Origin of the sequence: Pedobacter sp. G11, from assembly GCF_003860265.1 — a bacterium.
Taxonomy (GTDB): domain Bacteria; phylum Bacteroidota; class Bacteroidia; order Sphingobacteriales; family Sphingobacteriaceae; genus Pedobacter; species Pedobacter agri.
The window spans coordinates 2,706,340-2,722,893 of record NZ_CP034190.1; the positions used below are offsets into that span (position 1 = coordinate 2,706,340).

Below are 16,554 nucleotides of genomic sequence, written 5' to 3' on the forward strand. Positions count from 1 at the left end.
GCATTAATTTTGCTTTAGCTGTAATTACCATTTTAGTTGTATTAAGATTGCTGATTTATTCTAAAACTAAACCAGGAAAAGAGGTGTTCAATGTATAAACAATTAGCTATGGGATTTATAAAAAACGCCATTATCGGTATCGCAATATTTGAAGGTATAAAATACTTAACCAAAAAAGATGTATTGGGGACATCAAACTTTGAGAAAATCAAGGAGCAGCTTCCCTCATATATCGACAAGGCAAAAGAGGTATCGCAAGATTTGAAAACCGGCAAATTACCACAGGTTTAGTGGTATTGATTTACAAAATATCAATTATTCGAGACTCAGCTTTTGAAACAATTTAAGCTCTTATTATCTAAACCTCCATCTCATTTCAATGGAAAGAACGCTTAAATTTTTAACTGCGTTAAAGGAAAATAATAATCAGGGATGGTTAATGGATCATATCGGAGCGTATGAACAGGCTAAAACCGAAGTCTCTGAGCTGGCTTATCTGATTCTGGACCAATTGTCGCTATTGGATTTGGCACTAGATTGCGAAATAGATGTAAATCGGTTCATATCAACTCTGATAATTATTAAACCCAAGAAAAAGCTTCCTTATCATACCTTATTTAATATATCGATTAGTCCGTTATTGAATGGAGGAAACGAGCCTGTTTACCGGCTTCACATTAATCCTGAAGGAAGTTATATGAGTGTGCTTTTTGAACCAGACGTATTTGGACTACAGGTTATCAGAAGTTTTATTGTCAAAAACATTGATTTACTGGAAAAAGCCTTGACTGAAGTTTATTCAGCTGGTTTTGTCTTGAACGATGCTCAAGCCGGCGCTTTACCAAAAGGTTATCAAACCGGAGTTATTGGCGAAAACTATATCAAATTACCTTTTTATGAGCTCAGGTGCCCACTAGACTTATGTAAGGAAAGAAGCCTCCTGATTGCAGATATCCTGACATCTTTTTCGTTGGCCATACCGTTTGTTGAGTTTTTTCGAAAAGGACTTGGGCTTCGCTAAATTAACAAGTCTTTTTACCCTCCTGCCGGAAGCTGATGATCGCTAATGATTTTTCGAATTCCAAAAAATGAAACCAATCCAATGGTTATTCCTACAATTATTGCTGCTTTAAATGCCATAATGAATCAACACCTGAACAGCGAGATTGTTTAAATCAAGATCATTAATTAGCTTATAATTTTCGTAAATTACGATACTGATTGCTAAGCCGGATACATGCTATCTGGCTCATTTATTTATTCTGCCTCTTCTTTATTCGGGCGACAAAGAAAAACAAGCAGACCTAAGCTACTTACGAGCATAAAACATCCGGCAATTAAATTGTATTTTTCCATTTGGTTAGTTTTGGTTGTGATGATCTAATTTATAATAAAGCTGTTACAAAATCAATAACTAAACCAAATTGGAATACTTTTTTATACTGTTGACGAAAAAAGCTTTTCCGTATCAACCCCTAAGGTTCTTGAATAGCCAAGAGTATTAAATGAAATTGATACATTCCCAAGACGTTGATTACCGCTTGGTTTTTAATAAATGGATATTGTCCGTCACCTATTTCGCAAATAATATCCTATTGGTGTCAACAACTCCTATTGAGTTTCATTACTCTTGAGCGATTATGATACGATAGTATAATTACAACAACTTAATGGTTTCATAATATTTCTTTTTTACTTTTATTTTGTTTTATAAACTTTAATTTAGTTAATTTGGTAAAAGGTTTTTAAACGTAAACCAATTGCTTATTAACTGATGTGGCTAACCGAACATCAGTAAATCAACCTTACTAACCAAATTATGAGTGTACAAATTGATTCACAGAATTCACTGCTCAATCGGGTAGGAATTCCTAAAAACCTGGCCTGGGGTTATCTTGGTATTTTAATTTTTATGATGGGCGACGGACTGGAAGGCAGTTGGTTGAGTCCTTATTTAATCGGCCGTGGTATGAGCATTGAGCAATCAGCTTCGCTATTTACGGCTTACGGAGTTACTATTGCCATCTCATCATGGTTTTCGGGCGTACTGGTAGAAAGTTACGGGCCGAAAAAAACGATGTTAATGGGATTGATCCTTTACATATTAGGAACTGCCGGTTTCGTAGGTTACGGGGTGCCTAAGCTGGATTATGTGATCATGTTACTCACCTATGCCATCCGTGGATTTGGTTATCCGTTCTTTGCTTATTCATTTTTAGTTTGGATTACGTATAGAAGCCCTCAGAAAAAATTAGGCACCGCCGTGGGTTGGTTCTGGTTTGTTTTTACCGGTGGATTAAATGTTTTTGGCGCTTACTATTCCAGCTGGGCAATTCAAAACCTTGGTTATTTAAATACCCTTTGGAGCTCCATTTTCTGGGTTTTAATTGGTGCTTTTTTCGCTCTGGTCTTAGTTAAAGATAAATTCAAATCTGATTCGACGACAGTAAACAAATCGGAAGAATTAATGAAAGGCCTAACGGTAGTAGTCGAACAACCAAAGGTGCTTATAGGAGGAATTGTGCGCATCATCAATACCACAGCGCAATTTGCTTTTCCGGTTTTTCTACCCACCTATATGGCTACACACGGTTTTAGTACAACCGAATGGGTACAAATCTGGGGAACCATTTTTATTGCTAACATCGCCTTTAATTTAATTTTTGGTTTCGTTGGCGATAAACTGGGCTGGAGAAATACCATCATGTGGTTTGGCGGTTTTGGATGCGGCATTACCACGCTGCTATTTTTCTATTCGCCTGTGCTTTTTGGCAGTAGTTTCTGGATGATCATGTTTTGTGGCGTATTATGGGGAGCGATGTTGGCCGGTTATGTTCCGCTTTCGGCGCTGGTTCCATCATTGGTTAAAAAAGATAAAGGTGCTGCAATGTCTATCCTTAACCTGGGTGCAGGCCTGGCTGTTTTCGTAGGACCACTAATTGTCTGGATGTTCATCGGCTCCATTGGTAATGAAGGAGTAGTCTGGATTTTGGCGGGGCTGTATTTTCTGAGTGCAATACTAACCCGGTTCATCACTCTACCCTTAAATGCCAAAACGGCTCAGGTGAGTGAGCCGGAGTTACAGGCGATAGCAACAAATTAATTGATAAAAATAACAGATATATAGATGAGGATTTTAGTTACCGCTCCGTATAATGATCAGGGACGAGAAATATTGGAGAAAAATTTTGGCGAAGTGATTTACAAAACCTGGAAGGATCAGGGCCGCTCTTTTAATGAGTCTGAATTGATTACGCTTCTCGGCGAAAGTAAGGCCGATGCTTTGATTACTGAACACGATCATGTGACAGAAAAAGTAATTGATAGTTATCCAAATCTTCAGTTTATAGGCGTTTGTAGGGGGACGCCATCAAATGTAGCGTTACATACCGCAGAAAAACATGGTATTCCGGTGTTTCATACTCCCGCCAGAAATGCACAGGCGGTAGCCGAAATGTTTGTGGCCAATGTCATCAATCTTTTGCGCATGACCATCCCAAGCTGGCAATGGCTCACTGGCGAAAATTGGGAAGCCGGTGCACATACATCATATCTTCAGTTTAAAGGAAATGAGCTGGCTGGTAAAACAATCGGGATGGTGGGTTTTGGTGCGGTAGGACAACGAATTGCTGAGATACTAAAATGTTTTCCATGCGATATTCAGTTTTACGACCCATTTCTGGATGAATTTGACCCGCTTTACCGGAAAACTACACTCGAAGATATTTTTGAAAGCAGCGATATTGTATCAATACATTTACCTGTAAATAGCCATACTGTTGGAATGATTAACAGTAACTTAATATCCAGAATGAAACAAGAGGCTATTTTTGTGAACACCGCCCGAGCAAGTGTGGTTGATCGCGATGCCCTGATTGATGCTATACAGAATAATAAAATCAGGGGAGCGGTTTTGGATGTTTTTGATCACGAGCCGCCTGATGAAAAAGATTATCTGTTGATCCATTCTCCAAAAGTTTTGGCTACGCCACATACTGCTGGTGCCACTCATGAGGTGGAAGATCATCATGTTGATATTCTGAATGCCAAATTATTAACTTGGTTAAGGGAAAGTAAGTTGGTGGATCATCAGGTTAAAAATTAGCGTAATGGCAATAAAAGAAGAAGTTTACTTGGTTGTTGATATTGGTACGGGTAACGTTCGCGTTGCCCTGGCCAAGCCTAATGGCGAAATAATCGAGATTGAAAGAGAGAATTTAATTTACCATAAAGACCTTGCCTATCCTGAAGCTTTATATTTTGAGCCGTCAGTATTGTGGCAACAAGTTCATCGTTTGGCTCAAAAAGTTTTGCTGCATGCTGTATCTTATCAGGTGGTCGCCATCACAGCTACCAGCCAGCGGGAGGGAATTGTATTGGTTGACAGTGAAGGTAAAGCATTAATCGGACTGCCCAACATCGATCATAGAGGTCGCGAGTGGGAAGATATCATTAGTGATAAATCTGCCGTTTATAAACTAACAGGACGTTACCCCACTTCACTATTTTCAGCCCTAAAAATAGTAGGTATCCGAAACAAAAGAAAAGATATCTGGGAGGCTTATCAAACTTTCATGAGCATTAGCGATTGGGTGGAATTTATGTTCTCCGGAGTATTGCATTACGAACATTCGCAGGCATCAGAAACGCTGCTTTATGATGTGGCAGAAAAAGGCTGGAGTGAATCGCTTTGCGCTACCTTCGACTTCAATATTACCACTTTAGCACCTTTGACTGATTCCGGCAGCATATTGGGAAAAATTAAAAGTGATGTAGCCGAATATTTCAATGTTGATGATCAGGCGGTAGTGATTGTAGGCGGGGCGGATACGCAGTTGGCTGTAAGAAGTACGCAGCCTGCTGAAAACGATGTGGTAATTGTTTCAGGAACAACTACGCCAATAATAAAAATCACCGGAACTTATGCGCTTGATGCGCAGGAGCGAACCTGGACTGGAAGGCATATCGATGAAGAAAATTTTATGCTGGAGGCCAATGCGGGTGTAACCGGTTTAAATTATCAGCGCCTGAAAGAAGTTTTTTATCCAAATGAAGACTATGAAGTAATTGAGCAGGAACTAAAAGCCCTGGGCTGCTTTAGTTGCGTAGCCTCTTTGGGCTCACTATTGGCCGATGAAAAGTCGCCGCTCACCCGCGGAGGATTTTTATTTGATGCACCAGTTTCACACGAACTGAGCAGAGCAAGTTTCGTTTGGGCAACACTTTGGGATATCGCTTGTAGCATCAAAGGCAATTATGATAGTCTTTGCGAGGTTAGTGCACATGAACATGATTACATCTGGGCCTGCGGTGGCGGGGTGCAAAGCAAAACGCTCCGTCAGTTCATTGCGAATTTACTTGGAAAGAAAATTATCATATGCGACAGTTACCGCCAGTCTTCAGTTGTAGGTGGGGTTTTAATTTGTAACGATGCTTTGGGGAAAACGCAGCCTCAAATCACCATTATGGAGACCATTTATCCGGAAAAATCCGCTACTGATGAGAAGAACCTGGCAGACTGGAAAAAAACGCGATCATCATTTAGAGATTTACTATCCCAATAATGGAAGCATATTTTTTAGGCATTGATATCGGAACGCAAGGAGCAAGAGTGGTTTTACTTTCTGCACAGGGAGAATTAATTGGCGAAGAAGAAGAAGTATTTCCCATTAGTGAGGGATCAAGAGAAGAGCAGTCGCCAGAGGCATGGTGGCAATCGTGTTTATCATCGCTAGAAAAATTGCTTTTGAGTGTACAAATTGACCGGACAAAAATCCTTTCCCTTTCCGTTACGTCAACTTCCGGAACAGTGATTCCATTGGATGAAAATCATCAGCCACTGCATCAGGCCATTATGTACAGCGATAAGCGATCGGCCGCTCAGGGAGAGATTTGTACCGCTGCTGCGCTTAGGTATCATAATAAAGGTTTTACCGGTTTCAATTCATCCAGCGGGCTTGCAAAAATGCTTTGGTTTATTCAAAGTTATCCTGAGAAAGCAAAAAAAATTCATAAATGGGTTCATGCAGCTGATTATATCACTGGAAAATTAAGCGGTGAGTTTGGTATTACTGATTATACCAACGCCTTTAAATCAGGATATGATGTTGGCGACTATAATTGGCCGGATTATATTTCAACTGAACTGGGTATTAAAAAGGAATGGCTGGCAAAAGTTGTGCCTTCTGGTACTGTAATTGGAACCATTGATGTTGCTTTAGCAGGGCAGTTGGGTTTGCCTTTAAAGGTAGCGGTTACAGCCGGAATTACAGATGGCTGCGCCTCGCAAATCGCTTCAGGCGCCATTAAACCCGGTGATTGGAATACCACAATTGGTACCACAATGGTGATTAAGGGCGTTACTAAAAAAGAAATTATCGATAGAGAGGGAAGGATCTATTCTCATCGTCATCCAGCGGGTTACTGGATGCCGGGCGGAGCAAGTAATACCGGTGCCGACTGGGTTTCTGCAAAATTTGGCAATGACTTAAAAAAGCTAAATGAGGCAGCGGCGAAATGCATTCCGACAGGAATAATTTCTTATCCTTTGATACAAAAAGGAGAGCGTTTTCCAATGATGGCGCCAAATGCTTACGGCTTTGAGGATGAAAATTTATCAAGCGAAGAAAAATTTACCAGCAGTATGGAAGGCGTGGCCTACCTGGAAAGATATGCTTTTGAACTGATTAGTCATTTATCAAAAGAGAAAATTAACGTCATTTACACTGCTGGCGGTGGAAGCAAAAGCGATGTCTGGCTTCGAATCAGGGCAAATGTAATGCGTTGTCCAATCATCAAAATGAAACATGTTTCCGGCGCTGTCGGAGCCGCAATATTGGCAGCGTCTGCAGTTTATTTTGACGATATTATTCAGGCTGCTAATGCGCTTACCATTGTGGAGAAGGAATTTTTACCAGAAACAACCTTGGCAAACCAATACGATATTTACTACCAGGAATTTTTGAGAGAATTAGTGAAAAGAGGATTTATCAAACAAGAGGAAATTTATGCTTAAGGTATATTTATTAAGGCACGGAGAAACCGCCTATAATGCAGATGGGAACCGTTATTGTGGCAGAACAGATATCGAATTGACTACAAAAGGCTTACGGCAGGCAAAATTTGTTTTTGAACAGCTGCGTGATACCAAAATCGACGCAGTATATTCTTCCCCGCTTTTTCGGGCAAAAAGAACTGCCGAGATTGCTTCGGGCGAGCGGGATGTTTTTATTGATGAGCGGTTGATCGAGGTTGATTTCGGCAATTGGGAAGGCAAGACCAAAGAAGAATTTATTGCAGAAAACGCAGAACCTTGGGGAAACTGGATGAGCGATCCTGAAACAAGCAGGGCAGGGGAAACTGGAGAATCGGGAGCAGAGATTGTAAGCCGGGTTGCAAGCTTTTTTGACGAAATGATTGCCAAACATCAAAACCAAACCATTATGGTGGTGGGGCATAATGGTATTAACCGGTTATTTATGGCCAGTAAACTAGGGATGCCACTTAAAAATTATCGCCAGCTGGCCCAACAAAATTCATCATTAACTGAAATAGAATTTGATGATAATGGTGTAATGACTTTAAAACTGCTAAACAGTAAAATATAAAACCAATGAAGCTTAACTTAAAAGGAATTGTTTTATCGCTAGGATTTTTTTCTTGCCTGCCTGGCGCCTTTGCGCAAACGAATATCAACACGCTAAAAATTAAAAATATAGCCGAGCTCCAGCAGTTTTTTAATTACACCGGAAAATCTACGCCAATTATCAGTGGACATAGAGGTGGAACAGTAAAAGGGTTTCCTGAAAATTGTATTGCAACTTTCGAAAATACATTAAAATATACACCGGCTTTTTTTGAGATCGATCCCCGGTTAACCAAAGACAGCGTGATGGTTTTAATGCATGATGCCACGCTGGAGCGTACAACAACAGGAACGGGAAAAGTGTATGATTATACTTTTGCTGAACTCCAAAAATTCAGATTGAAGGACCCTGAAGGACATGTAACGGAATACAAAATTCCAACGTTAAAAGAGGTGATTGACTGGAGCGCCGGCAAGACCGTGGTAAACCTCGACCGTAAGGATGTTCCGCTGGAGATGCAGGAACGGATTTTAAAAGACAACCCGAATAAGGTTATCATGATTACTGTTCACGACGCCAGGCATGCCAAATTTTATTATGATCAAAATCCTAACCGAATGTTTTCTGCCTTTGTGAAAACTAAAAAAGCATTACAGGAATATGAGGCGGCGGGGATTCCATGGAAAAATATGATCGCATACATTGGCCCAACAAACAAGCCAGAGAATAAAGAACTTTTTGATATGCTCCATGCCCGCGGCGTCATGTGTATGATTTCTGCAGCACCAACTTATGATAAACTTGCTGACACGGGAGAAAGAGCAAAAAATTATAGAGAAACTTTTGAACAGGGTGCCGATATTTTAGAATCTGACCTACCCATCGAAGTAGCTTCAGCCATAAAAACCTTGCTTCCTAAAGATAACCCTAAAGCTAAATTCTTCGGGAAGTTGAATCTTCCTAAAGGCAAATAAAAGATCTGCTCATAAATGGCTTCAGTACTCGCAAAACCCGAAAGTAGACGTTGGTTTATCATATCAGTGATATTCCTGGCCATTGTTTTCAATTATTTCGACAGGCAAATTGTATCAATATTGAAACCTGTTATTAAAAAAGAATTTCAATTGGGTGATGATGGCTATGCTTTTATCCTGAATATTTTTACCATTTGTTATGCCTTGATGTATCCCGTAACCGGATGGCTAGTCGACCGTTTTGGAGCGAAACTCACCATGTTTTTCGGTATTATTGGATGGTCGGTGGCCTGTATTGGAGGAGGCATTTCCCGGAGTGTTGGGCAGTTTACTTTTTTTCGTGGCATGCTTGGTATGGCAGAGCCGACCAATTTTCCTGCGCAGCTTAGAGTAGTTACCATTTGGTTCCCCGGAAAACTTAGGGCTACAGCCAACAGTCTCTGCGTGGCAGGAAGTTCCATCGGAGCGATTATTGCACCGCCGCTGGTGGCATGGCTTGCCATCACCTATAACTGGCATACTGTTTTTATCGTAGCAGGTATCGTTGGACTCATCATCGCTGCACTTTGGTTTTTTATTTACCGTGAACCACCAGCTCATATTTTGGCAGAATCTACTGGCAGCACTTCTATTCATGAGGATGCAGGTTTTAAATGGTCAAAGCTCTGGAGTACCCGAAGTTTGTGGGGTATTTTATTTATTCGTTTTGTTACCGATCCGGTCTGGTATTTTTGCCTCTTCTGGCTGCCAGGTTATCTTCAGGAACAATCTGGACTAAGCTTAAAAGAGATGGGATTATACGGATGGATTCCATTTTTAGTGGCGGATTTAGGAGCTATCGGAACTTCTGCCTGGTCTGACTATATGGTGAGAAAGGGCAAAAAACCACTTCAGGCCAGAAAAATTATGCTCAGCTGTGTGGCAGCCCTTGCGCCATTTTGCATTCTAACACCTTATTTACCCAGTGCATTTTCTACCTTATTAATTTTTAGCACGGTAGCGATTGCCTGCCTAAGCTGGCTATTTACCATTAGCGTGGTGGTTGCAGAAGCATTTCCTACCAGAAACGTCGCCAGTGTATTGGGTATTGCAGGTGGCTTTGGTGCTTGCGGAGCGGTGTTGTTCAACTATTTTGTAGGACAGTGGATGGGGAAAATTGGTGCCGAACAAATATTTATTGTAATGGCAATTCTTCACCCCATTGGGGTAATCATATTGTGGACGATGATTCGGCCTGAAAAGCCAAAATTGATTTAACAGATTTTTTATTTATGGATATGGAAAATAAGATTTTAACAGTTACAGAACCCGCAAAGGAACTACCGATCCGGGCCAATGTTGATGTTTTAGTAGTGGGCGGCGGGCCATCTGGTCTTATTGCGGCCCAGGCTGCTGCAGATGACGGCTTAAAAGTAATGCTGATTGAAAGCAGGAGTTTTGTCGGCGGTAACATGACCATCGGACTTCCGATCCTTGGCTTTTTGGGTCAAAAAGGAAACCAGATTATCAAAGGCCTGCCGCAGAAATTTATTGATAGATTAAAAGAAAAAAATGCATCCAGCGAACATCGGCCTTGCCCTTTGCACATGAGCCTTACTTTGGTAGAGCCAGAAGCTGTGAAAAATGTAGGGTTGGAAATGCTTTTGGAAAGTGGTGTTGAGGTATTGCTCTACGCCTTCTGCGCAGGAGTAATTAAAGAAGAAAATCACCTTAAAGGCATCATCATTGAAAGCAAATCCGGGCGAGAAGTGATTCTAGCCAAAACCATTATCGATTGTACAGGAGATGCTGATGTAGCTTTTAGATCGGGTGTGGAGTGTGAGCAGGGAAATGAACAAGGTGGCGTTCAACCTCCAACACTCATGTTTGCGCTTGGTGGCGTCGATACAGAGAAATTGCGCTTAAGCATTTCAGAAGAGCCGAGAACCTATCTTACCGATTTTATTCCGAATGAATACTTCGGGCAGAATAATCAATTTATTGTAGTCGGATTACGTTCGCTTATTCAAAAAGCACAGGAAGATGGTTTGAAATTACCAACAGAAAGAACAATCGTAATCACCGGTTTGAGAGAGGGTGAGATTTGGGTAAATATGACACGTGTGAACGGTGTAGATGGAACTGATCCTGCAAGCCTTTCCTTTGGTGAAGCAGAAGGACGCAGGCAAATTCATGACATCCAGAAATATCTGATTAACTATGTTCCTGGATTTGAGAACGCATACTTTACCAAAATGGCACCGTTTATCGGTATCAGGGAAACACGGAGAATTGTTGGCAGATATGTGATGACGGCACAAGATGTTTTAAGCTGTGCAAGATTTGATGATTCAATTGCTGTAGCCAGTTATCCGTTGGATTTACACCATCCACAGGGAGGTGGTTGCACTTTGGAATGGTGCGGCGATTGTTACGACATTCCATACCGGTCATTAATTCCCGAAAAAATCGAAAACCTGATTGTTGCTGGAAGATGCATTTCAACTACTCATGAAGCGATGTCGGCCATTAGGGTGATGGCACCATGTATGGCGATGGGTGAGGCTGCGGGAAGAGCCGCTAAACTGGCGGTTCGCCAAAATGTGTTACCATCTCAACTCGATGTTGATCTCTTACGTAAAGAACTCATCGAAAAAGGTGCCTATCTGAATTCAATGGAAACGGTTCAATCTTCAAAATATGTCTGAATTTTCTAGAAGGAATTTTGTTAAGGGACTCGGGATTGCATTTTCTGCTTCATTTATCGGGAAGCAGGCAGGGGCGATCAATCAGTACGCTTCAAATCAAAAATTTGAAGATAGCCATCGCATTCTAGGCTGCAACATCAGGGTCGCCCTGCCCGAAGATGATGCCTTAGGTCGAGGATGGAAGGCGAGAAAGGACATCTGTATCAAGATCATCAAAGCACAAAAGCCGGATATTATTGGTTTGCAGGAAGTGTTACGGATACAGGCCGAAGATATTCAAAAAGCGATGCCTGATTATTTTGCTTTTGGCTTCGATGGACCTGAAATGGATATCAACAAAGACACCTATAACGGAATTGCAAAGAATCTGGTTATTTTTTCAAGGAAAAGATACAGTATGATTTCTGCAGGTTGCTACTGGCTATCTGAAACGCCGGAAATTGGCGGCAGTTTAGCCTGGGGCACAGCCCGGGCAAGGCATGCTAACTGGGTTCGCTTGCTGGATAAGAAATCAGGAAAGGAATTTAGGGTAATTTCTACACATCTTGACCATAAATCGCAGGAAGCCAGAAACAAGCAAGGTGAATTGATTGTAAAGGAAAGTAATCAATACCAGAAAGATTTTCCGCAATTGCTTATTGGCGATTTTAATGTTGATGCCAAAAACCCCGTATTTAAAATTATTACCGACGGAGGCTGGAACGAAACTTATTTATCGGTACACGGTAATGCTGAACCAGGGTTAACGGCGCACAATTTTATAGGAGAAGAATATGCAAAGACTAAAAACACCGGCAAAATAGATTTCATTTTTACCCGTGGGAAAATTAAAACCTTATCGGCGAAGATTATTAAAGAACAAATTAATGGTATTTTTCCAAGTGACCATTTCTTTGTGAGTGCCGAAGTGAGTTTAACTTAATCTGCGATAATCACTTTTACGCCTTTTTCTTCGATTTGATTAATCACAAATTCTGAAACTGCACTATCAGTAACAATGTAATGCACCTGCTCAAATCCGCAGACTTTCCCAAGTCCGCGTTTATCAAACTTGCTGCTATCAGCCATGATAACTACGGTTTGGGCAGTTTCAATCATTTTTTGATTTAGGGTTGCCTCAGCCAGGTTGGTGATAGAAAATCCAAAATCAAGATCGATACCATCCACACCTAAAAAAAGCACACCGCAAGATATTTCGCTCAATACACGTTCTGCATAAGAACCCGCAACTGATGAAGAGTTCGACCGGATTAAACCACCGAGTTGTAAAACTTCTACATTTGGTCGGTTGCTTAATTCTAAACCCACTTTTAATGCAGGCGTAATAACCGTTAAATGTTGATTTGGATATAAACATCTGGCCAGCTCAAAAACTGTTGTACCAGAACCAATGCTAATGGAGTCGCTTTTTTCGATTAAAGCAAGTGCCGCCTTGGCAATCTTCTGTTTCTCATCAGAATTGATAAAAGCTTTTTCGTTAATGCTGCGCTCATTCGCGTAGGGATTATTAATTGATCCTCCACCACGTGTCCGGAATAACAGATTTTTGTCTTCCAGCAACTTTAAGTCTTTTCTAATTGTTACCCCAGATACTTCCATTAAATCAGTAAGCTCAATGATGCTTACTTTTCCATCTTCCTTTAATTTTTTAAGGATAAATTCGTGTCTGTCGGTAATGTTCTTCATAGAAATTTATCTGGTTATGAGCTTAATTGAATCAATTTATATAGCAAACATAATTTAAAATTTGATGATCTGAAATTATATTTAGTTAAATTACCTTTCAATGTGTTTACATTATATTAACCTTCTATTGCTGCTGTTGGTAAAAAAATAAATCCGCTGCTGCCATTATGCTTTTTGACATGTATTTTTGGCTTAATAATTTTGATTTAAATGAACGAGGGAACAGAAAGCCAGAAGGGATCTGATATAAATCCATACGATTACCTATTGCATGATTTTAATCTGAAAGACCTGAACGCAGTTTTCATTCTGAAGCATTTAAACGGTCAAATCCAAACCAACGAAAAAGGTTTTTATAACATCTATCCCGAACAGTTAGAAATTGATTTTGGCGCTTTCAGTCATCACGACTCTGCCATTCCTTTTCCCATCGTTCAGCTACAGCAACATAAAAATTCTGTGCGGCTTTCCTGTAGATGTGAAACCCCGAAGGTGAAACTTTGTGAACATCAGGCGCAGGTTCTGTATAATATTTTGCAAAGAGATGATTTAAGGATTTTCTTTGATACGCAACTTCGTAGGCAGAAACTGGCCAAAATTGCGCTGGATTATGGTTTGGAAAAGGAAAGCAATCTTGATTCATTTTTTAACTTGAGCTACACAAACGGGCACTTAGAAATTAAACCGAAAATTAAAGACTTGCAATCCTTTAACAAAGAAGCTCAGCAACATTTGCAGCAAATGCTTTTGCCAGGCAATCTTCAGAAAAAAGTGAGTCATGATACTGGTAAGTTAATCCTAGTCATTGGTCAGCATCGCTACTACAATCACCTTACGCTTGAACTTTTTCAGGCAGATACCACTAAGAGTGGGAAGGTGAAAAATCCAATAAAGAATGTGAGTGCCACCGAACTAATGTTTCAGACTGAAAATCAGCAGGCTTTGAAATTTTATGGTGGCATTGTCTCTTTTGGGCAAAATTTTAATGATGAACAGCGTGAGGAAGAAATTGATGCACTGAAAGCAGTGGTTAAAAATCCTTTAAACATTCCAATTTATCTTCAAAGTACAAAACAATCTGCAACTGTTCAGGCAGCCACCATTTCACCGGTAAAAGTTCATTTCTTAGAACCAGATCTAAGGCTGAGCGTTAACCAAAAGGATGACTTTTATGAAATCACCGGTAGATTGATGATTGCAGGAAAATCTTATGAGTTGGATAGTTTAATGCTTGTTCATCAATACTTTATTCAGCTTAAAGATCAACTGTATCTCATTCCCAGGCTAGATTTGCTTCGGGTAATTGGGTTTTTTAAGAAACAGAGTAACCGGTTAATTTTACACCAATCGAAATATCCTGAATTTCAAAAATCGATTTTAATACCGTTAGAAGGAAGCATTAAAGTCGATTATTCTTACCTTAAGCCTGCTACCAAAAGCCAGATTGAGGAGAAAGGTTTTGATCTGGAGAATGAGCAACTCATTTACCTTTCCGAATCAGAAGACTTTATTTTGATTACGCCTGTGATGCGATATGGTAACCAGGAAATTCCGGTGCTTTCCAAAAAGCAAATTCAGGCGCAGGATAAATTGGGCAATGTGTTTACTGTTTACAGAGACGAAAAAGCGGAGCTGCAGTTTATCGGGAATGTTTTGAAACAGCATCCGTTTTTCTACGACCAGGAAACCAATGATTCTTATTACCTGCACCGTAAACGGTTTTTAGAGGAAAGTTGGTTTTTAGATGCTTTCGAAAACTGGAGAAACAAAGGCATTCATATTCTGGGTTTCAACCAGCTCAAAAATAATAAGCTCAATCAGCATAAAGCCAGTATTAACATTGAGGTTTTGAGTGGTACGGACTGGTTTGAAACCAAAGTGAAAGTGAAGTTTGGAAAGCAGCAGGTGGCATTGAAACATCTGCATAAATCTATCCGGAACAAAAGCAAATTCGTTACTCTTGACGATGGAACACAAGGGATTTTGCCTGAAAACTGGCTTCAAAAGTTTACAGATTATTTTAACGCTGGCGAAGTTACCGATGAAAGTATTTTAACACCAAAAATAAAGTTTGCCACCATAAATGATCTTTATGAAGACGCATTGCTGGACGGAGAAGTTAAAAATGAGCTTACATCATACAAGCAGAAGTTTCAAAGTACAGAGGCCATTCGGGAGGTTGAAGTGCCTGATACTTTGCTGGCCACCTTGCGCCATTATCAAAAAGATGGGCTTAACTGGCTCAACTTTTTAGATGATTTTAATTTTGGTGCCTGTTTGGCAGATGACATGGGATTGGGTAAAACCATTCAGATTTTGGCTTTCATCTTATCTCAAAGAGATAAAGTAGCGCATAATACCAACTTAGTTGTTGTGCCAGCATCATTAATTTTCAACTGGAAAGCTGAAGTAGAAAAATTTGCGCCATCGATCAAAATAAAAACCATTTACGGTAATGAGCGAACGAAAACGATTGAACGTTTCGATCGCTACGAGATCATTTTAACCTCATACGGAACGTTACTTTCTGATATCCGCTTTTTGAAGGATTACAGGTTTAATTATATTTTTCTGGATGAATCGCAGCATATTAAAAATCCGGAATCACAGCGTTATAAAGCAGCGAGGATGTTGCAATCGCGAAATAAAGTGGTTTTGACAGGAACTCCTATTGAAAATAGCACGTTCGATTTATATGGACAGTTGTCTTTTGCTTGTCCGGGTTTGTTTGGCAGTAAACAACAATTTGCTGACTTATATTCTACACCCATCGATCAGTTTAAAGATAAAAGAAGATCAGAAGAACTGCAGCATAAAATCAGGCCTTTTATTTTGAGAAGAACCAAGGAACAGGTTGCAAAAGAACTTCCAGATAAAACGGAAATCATCTTGTACTGTGAAATGGGAGATGAGCAGCGGGAGGTATATGAGGCAAATAAGAAAGAGATTCAGGATTTTATTTTGAATAAATCGGAAGATGAGTTGCCTAAAAGTTCTATGCATGTACTTAAAAGTATTACGCAGCTGAGGCAGATTTGTAATTCTGCGGCTTTACTGGCCGATGGAAAGTCATACCTGCAGGCATCTTCAAAAATAGAAACACTGCTTGAGCAAATAGAAAGTAAAGCTGGCAAGCATAAAATTCTGGTGTTCTCGCAATTTGTAACGATGCTCGATTTAATTAAGAAGCAGCTTGAAAAACGGGGAATTGGCTTTGCGTACTTAACCGGTCAGACAAAAAATAGGGAAGAGGTTGTTCAATCGTTTCAGCAGAATGATGATATTCCTGTTTTCCTGATTAGTTTGAAAGCTGGCGGCACCGGTTTGAATTTAACCCAGGCTGACTATGTTTATCTCGTAGATCCCTGGTGGAATCCGGCAGTAGAAAACCAGGCCATCGATAGGGCTTACCGGATTGGTCAGCATAAAAACGTGATGGCGGTACGATTAATTTGCCCCGATACCATCGAAGAGAAAATTATGAAGCTGCAAGCCACAAAAAAAGATTTGGTTAAAAATCTGATACAAAGTGATGGTAGTTTTTTCAAGGGATTAAATAAAAAGGAATTGCTCGGCTTATTGAGTTAGCTGATGGCTAAATTGCTTGCGCTCGTTTTCAAC

At 40.2% G+C, this 16,554-nt stretch carries 13 protein-coding genes; 12 read left to right on the forward strand and 1 reads right to left on the reverse strand.

Features of this window, described 5'->3' with window-relative positions:
• Nucleotides 1-108 precede the first annotated feature (108 nt).
• The 11 genes from EA772_RS11765 (at nt 109) to EA772_RS11815 (ending at nt 12,169) form a co-directional block, all read left to right on the forward strand.
• Nucleotides 109-291 (forward strand): YtxH domain-containing protein, encoded by a 183-nt coding sequence (locus tag EA772_RS11765; RefSeq protein WP_246833918.1) that lies wholly within the window; start codon nt 109-111, stop codon nt 289-291.
• Between the two features lie 88 nt (nt 292-379).
• On the forward strand, nt 380-1,021 hold the full coding sequence (locus EA772_RS11770; RefSeq protein ID WP_124913420.1) for a DUF2461 family protein: 642 nt from the start codon (nt 380-382) through the stop codon (nt 1,019-1,021).
• A gap of 798 nt (nt 1,022-1,819) precedes the next feature.
• Nucleotides 1,820-3,103, forward strand: coding sequence for an MFS transporter (locus tag EA772_RS11775; RefSeq protein ID WP_124913422.1), 1,284 nt, complete (start codon nt 1,820-1,822; stop codon nt 3,101-3,103).
• 24 nt (nt 3,104-3,127) lie between these two features.
• Nucleotides 3,128-4,105 carry a 2-hydroxyacid dehydrogenase gene (locus tag EA772_RS11780; RefSeq protein ID WP_124913424.1) on the forward strand — a complete coding sequence of 326 codons (978 nt, stop codon included), beginning with the start codon at nt 3,128-3,130 and terminating at the stop codon, nt 4,103-4,105.
• A gap of 4 nt (nt 4,106-4,109) precedes the next feature.
• Nucleotides 4,110-5,564, forward strand: a complete 1,455-nt coding sequence (locus EA772_RS11785; RefSeq protein ID WP_124913426.1) for an FGGY-family carbohydrate kinase — start codon at nt 4,110-4,112, stop codon at nt 5,562-5,564.
• Entirely contained in the window at nt 5,564-7,015 is a 1,452-nt protein-coding gene (locus EA772_RS11790) for an FGGY-family carbohydrate kinase (RefSeq protein WP_124913428.1), read from the forward strand. The genes EA772_RS11785 and EA772_RS11790 overlap by 1 nt, the downstream gene beginning before the upstream one ends.
• Nucleotides 7,008-7,607 (forward strand): histidine phosphatase family protein, encoded by a 600-nt coding sequence (locus tag EA772_RS11795; RefSeq protein WP_124913430.1) that lies wholly within the window; start codon nt 7,008-7,010, stop codon nt 7,605-7,607. The genes EA772_RS11790 and EA772_RS11795 overlap by 8 nt, the downstream gene beginning before the upstream one ends.
• A 5-nt stretch (nt 7,608-7,612) precedes the next feature.
• Nucleotides 7,613-8,560 carry a glycerophosphodiester phosphodiesterase family protein gene (locus EA772_RS11800; protein WP_124913432.1) on the forward strand — a complete coding sequence of 316 codons (948 nt, stop codon included), beginning with the start codon at nt 7,613-7,615 and terminating at the stop codon, nt 8,558-8,560.
• A gap of 15 nt (nt 8,561-8,575) precedes the next feature.
• Complete coding sequence (locus EA772_RS11805) at nt 8,576-9,817, forward strand: MFS transporter (protein WP_124913434.1); 1,242 nt, start codon at nt 8,576-8,578, stop codon at nt 9,815-9,817.
• 20 nt (nt 9,818-9,837) lie between these two features.
• Nucleotides 9,838-11,247 (forward strand): FAD-dependent oxidoreductase, encoded by a 1,410-nt coding sequence (locus tag EA772_RS11810; RefSeq protein WP_124913436.1) that lies wholly within the window; start codon nt 9,838-9,840, stop codon nt 11,245-11,247.
• Complete coding sequence (locus tag EA772_RS11815) at nt 11,240-12,169, forward strand: endonuclease/exonuclease/phosphatase family protein (RefSeq protein ID WP_124913438.1); 930 nt, start codon at nt 11,240-11,242, stop codon at nt 12,167-12,169. The genes EA772_RS11810 and EA772_RS11815 overlap by 8 nt, the downstream gene beginning before the upstream one ends.
• Here EA772_RS11815 and EA772_RS11820 read toward each other — a convergent pair.
• On the reverse strand, nt 12,166-12,933 hold the full coding sequence (locus EA772_RS11820; RefSeq protein ID WP_010603485.1) for a DeoR/GlpR family DNA-binding transcription regulator: 768 nt from the start codon (nt 12,931-12,933) through the stop codon (nt 12,166-12,168). The two genes, EA772_RS11815 and EA772_RS11820, sit on opposite strands and share 4 nt — an antisense overlap.
• A gap of 210 nt (nt 12,934-13,143) precedes the next feature.
• Between EA772_RS11820 and EA772_RS11825 the strand changes: the two genes are divergently transcribed.
• Nucleotides 13,144-16,521, forward strand: a complete 3,378-nt coding sequence (locus tag EA772_RS11825; protein WP_124913440.1) for a DEAD/DEAH box helicase — start codon at nt 13,144-13,146, stop codon at nt 16,519-16,521.
• The last annotated feature ends 33 nt before the right edge of the window (nt 16,522-16,554 follow it).

Excerpts from the sequence above, each read along its gene's own strand:
- EA772_RS11765 (WP_246833918.1), top strand. The coding sequence starts at position 109 with ATGGGATTTATAAAAAACGCCATTATCGGTATCGCAATATTTGAAGGT.
- EA772_RS11770 (WP_124913420.1), top strand. The coding sequence starts at position 380 with ATGGAAAGAACGCTTAAATTTTTAACTGCGTTAAAGGAAAATAATAAT.
- EA772_RS11775 (WP_124913422.1), top strand. The coding sequence starts at position 1,820 with ATGAGTGTACAAATTGATTCACAGAATTCACTGCTCAATCGGGTAGGA.
- EA772_RS11780 (WP_124913424.1), top strand. The coding sequence starts at position 3,128 with ATGAGGATTTTAGTTACCGCTCCGTATAATGATCAGGGACGAGAAATA.
- EA772_RS11785 (WP_124913426.1), top strand. The coding sequence starts at position 4,110 with ATGGCAATAAAAGAAGAAGTTTACTTGGTTGTTGATATTGGTACGGGT.
- EA772_RS11790 (WP_124913428.1), top strand. The coding sequence starts at position 5,564 with ATGGAAGCATATTTTTTAGGCATTGATATCGGAACGCAAGGAGCAAGA.
- EA772_RS11795 (WP_124913430.1), top strand. The coding sequence starts at position 7,008 with ATGCTTAAGGTATATTTATTAAGGCACGGAGAAACCGCCTATAATGCA.
- EA772_RS11800 (WP_124913432.1), top strand. The coding sequence starts at position 7,613 with ATGAAGCTTAACTTAAAAGGAATTGTTTTATCGCTAGGATTTTTTTCT.
- EA772_RS11805 (WP_124913434.1), top strand. The coding sequence starts at position 8,576 with ATGGCTTCAGTACTCGCAAAACCCGAAAGTAGACGTTGGTTTATCATA.
- EA772_RS11810 (WP_124913436.1), top strand. The coding sequence starts at position 9,838 with ATGGAAAATAAGATTTTAACAGTTACAGAACCCGCAAAGGAACTACCG.
- EA772_RS11815 (WP_124913438.1), top strand. The coding sequence starts at position 11,240 with ATGTCTGAATTTTCTAGAAGGAATTTTGTTAAGGGACTCGGGATTGCA.
- EA772_RS11820 (WP_010603485.1), bottom strand. The coding sequence starts at position 12,933 with ATGAAGAACATTACCGACAGACACGAATTTATCCTTAAAAAATTAAAG.
- EA772_RS11825 (WP_124913440.1), top strand. The coding sequence starts at position 13,144 with ATGAACGAGGGAACAGAAAGCCAGAAGGGATCTGATATAAATCCATAC.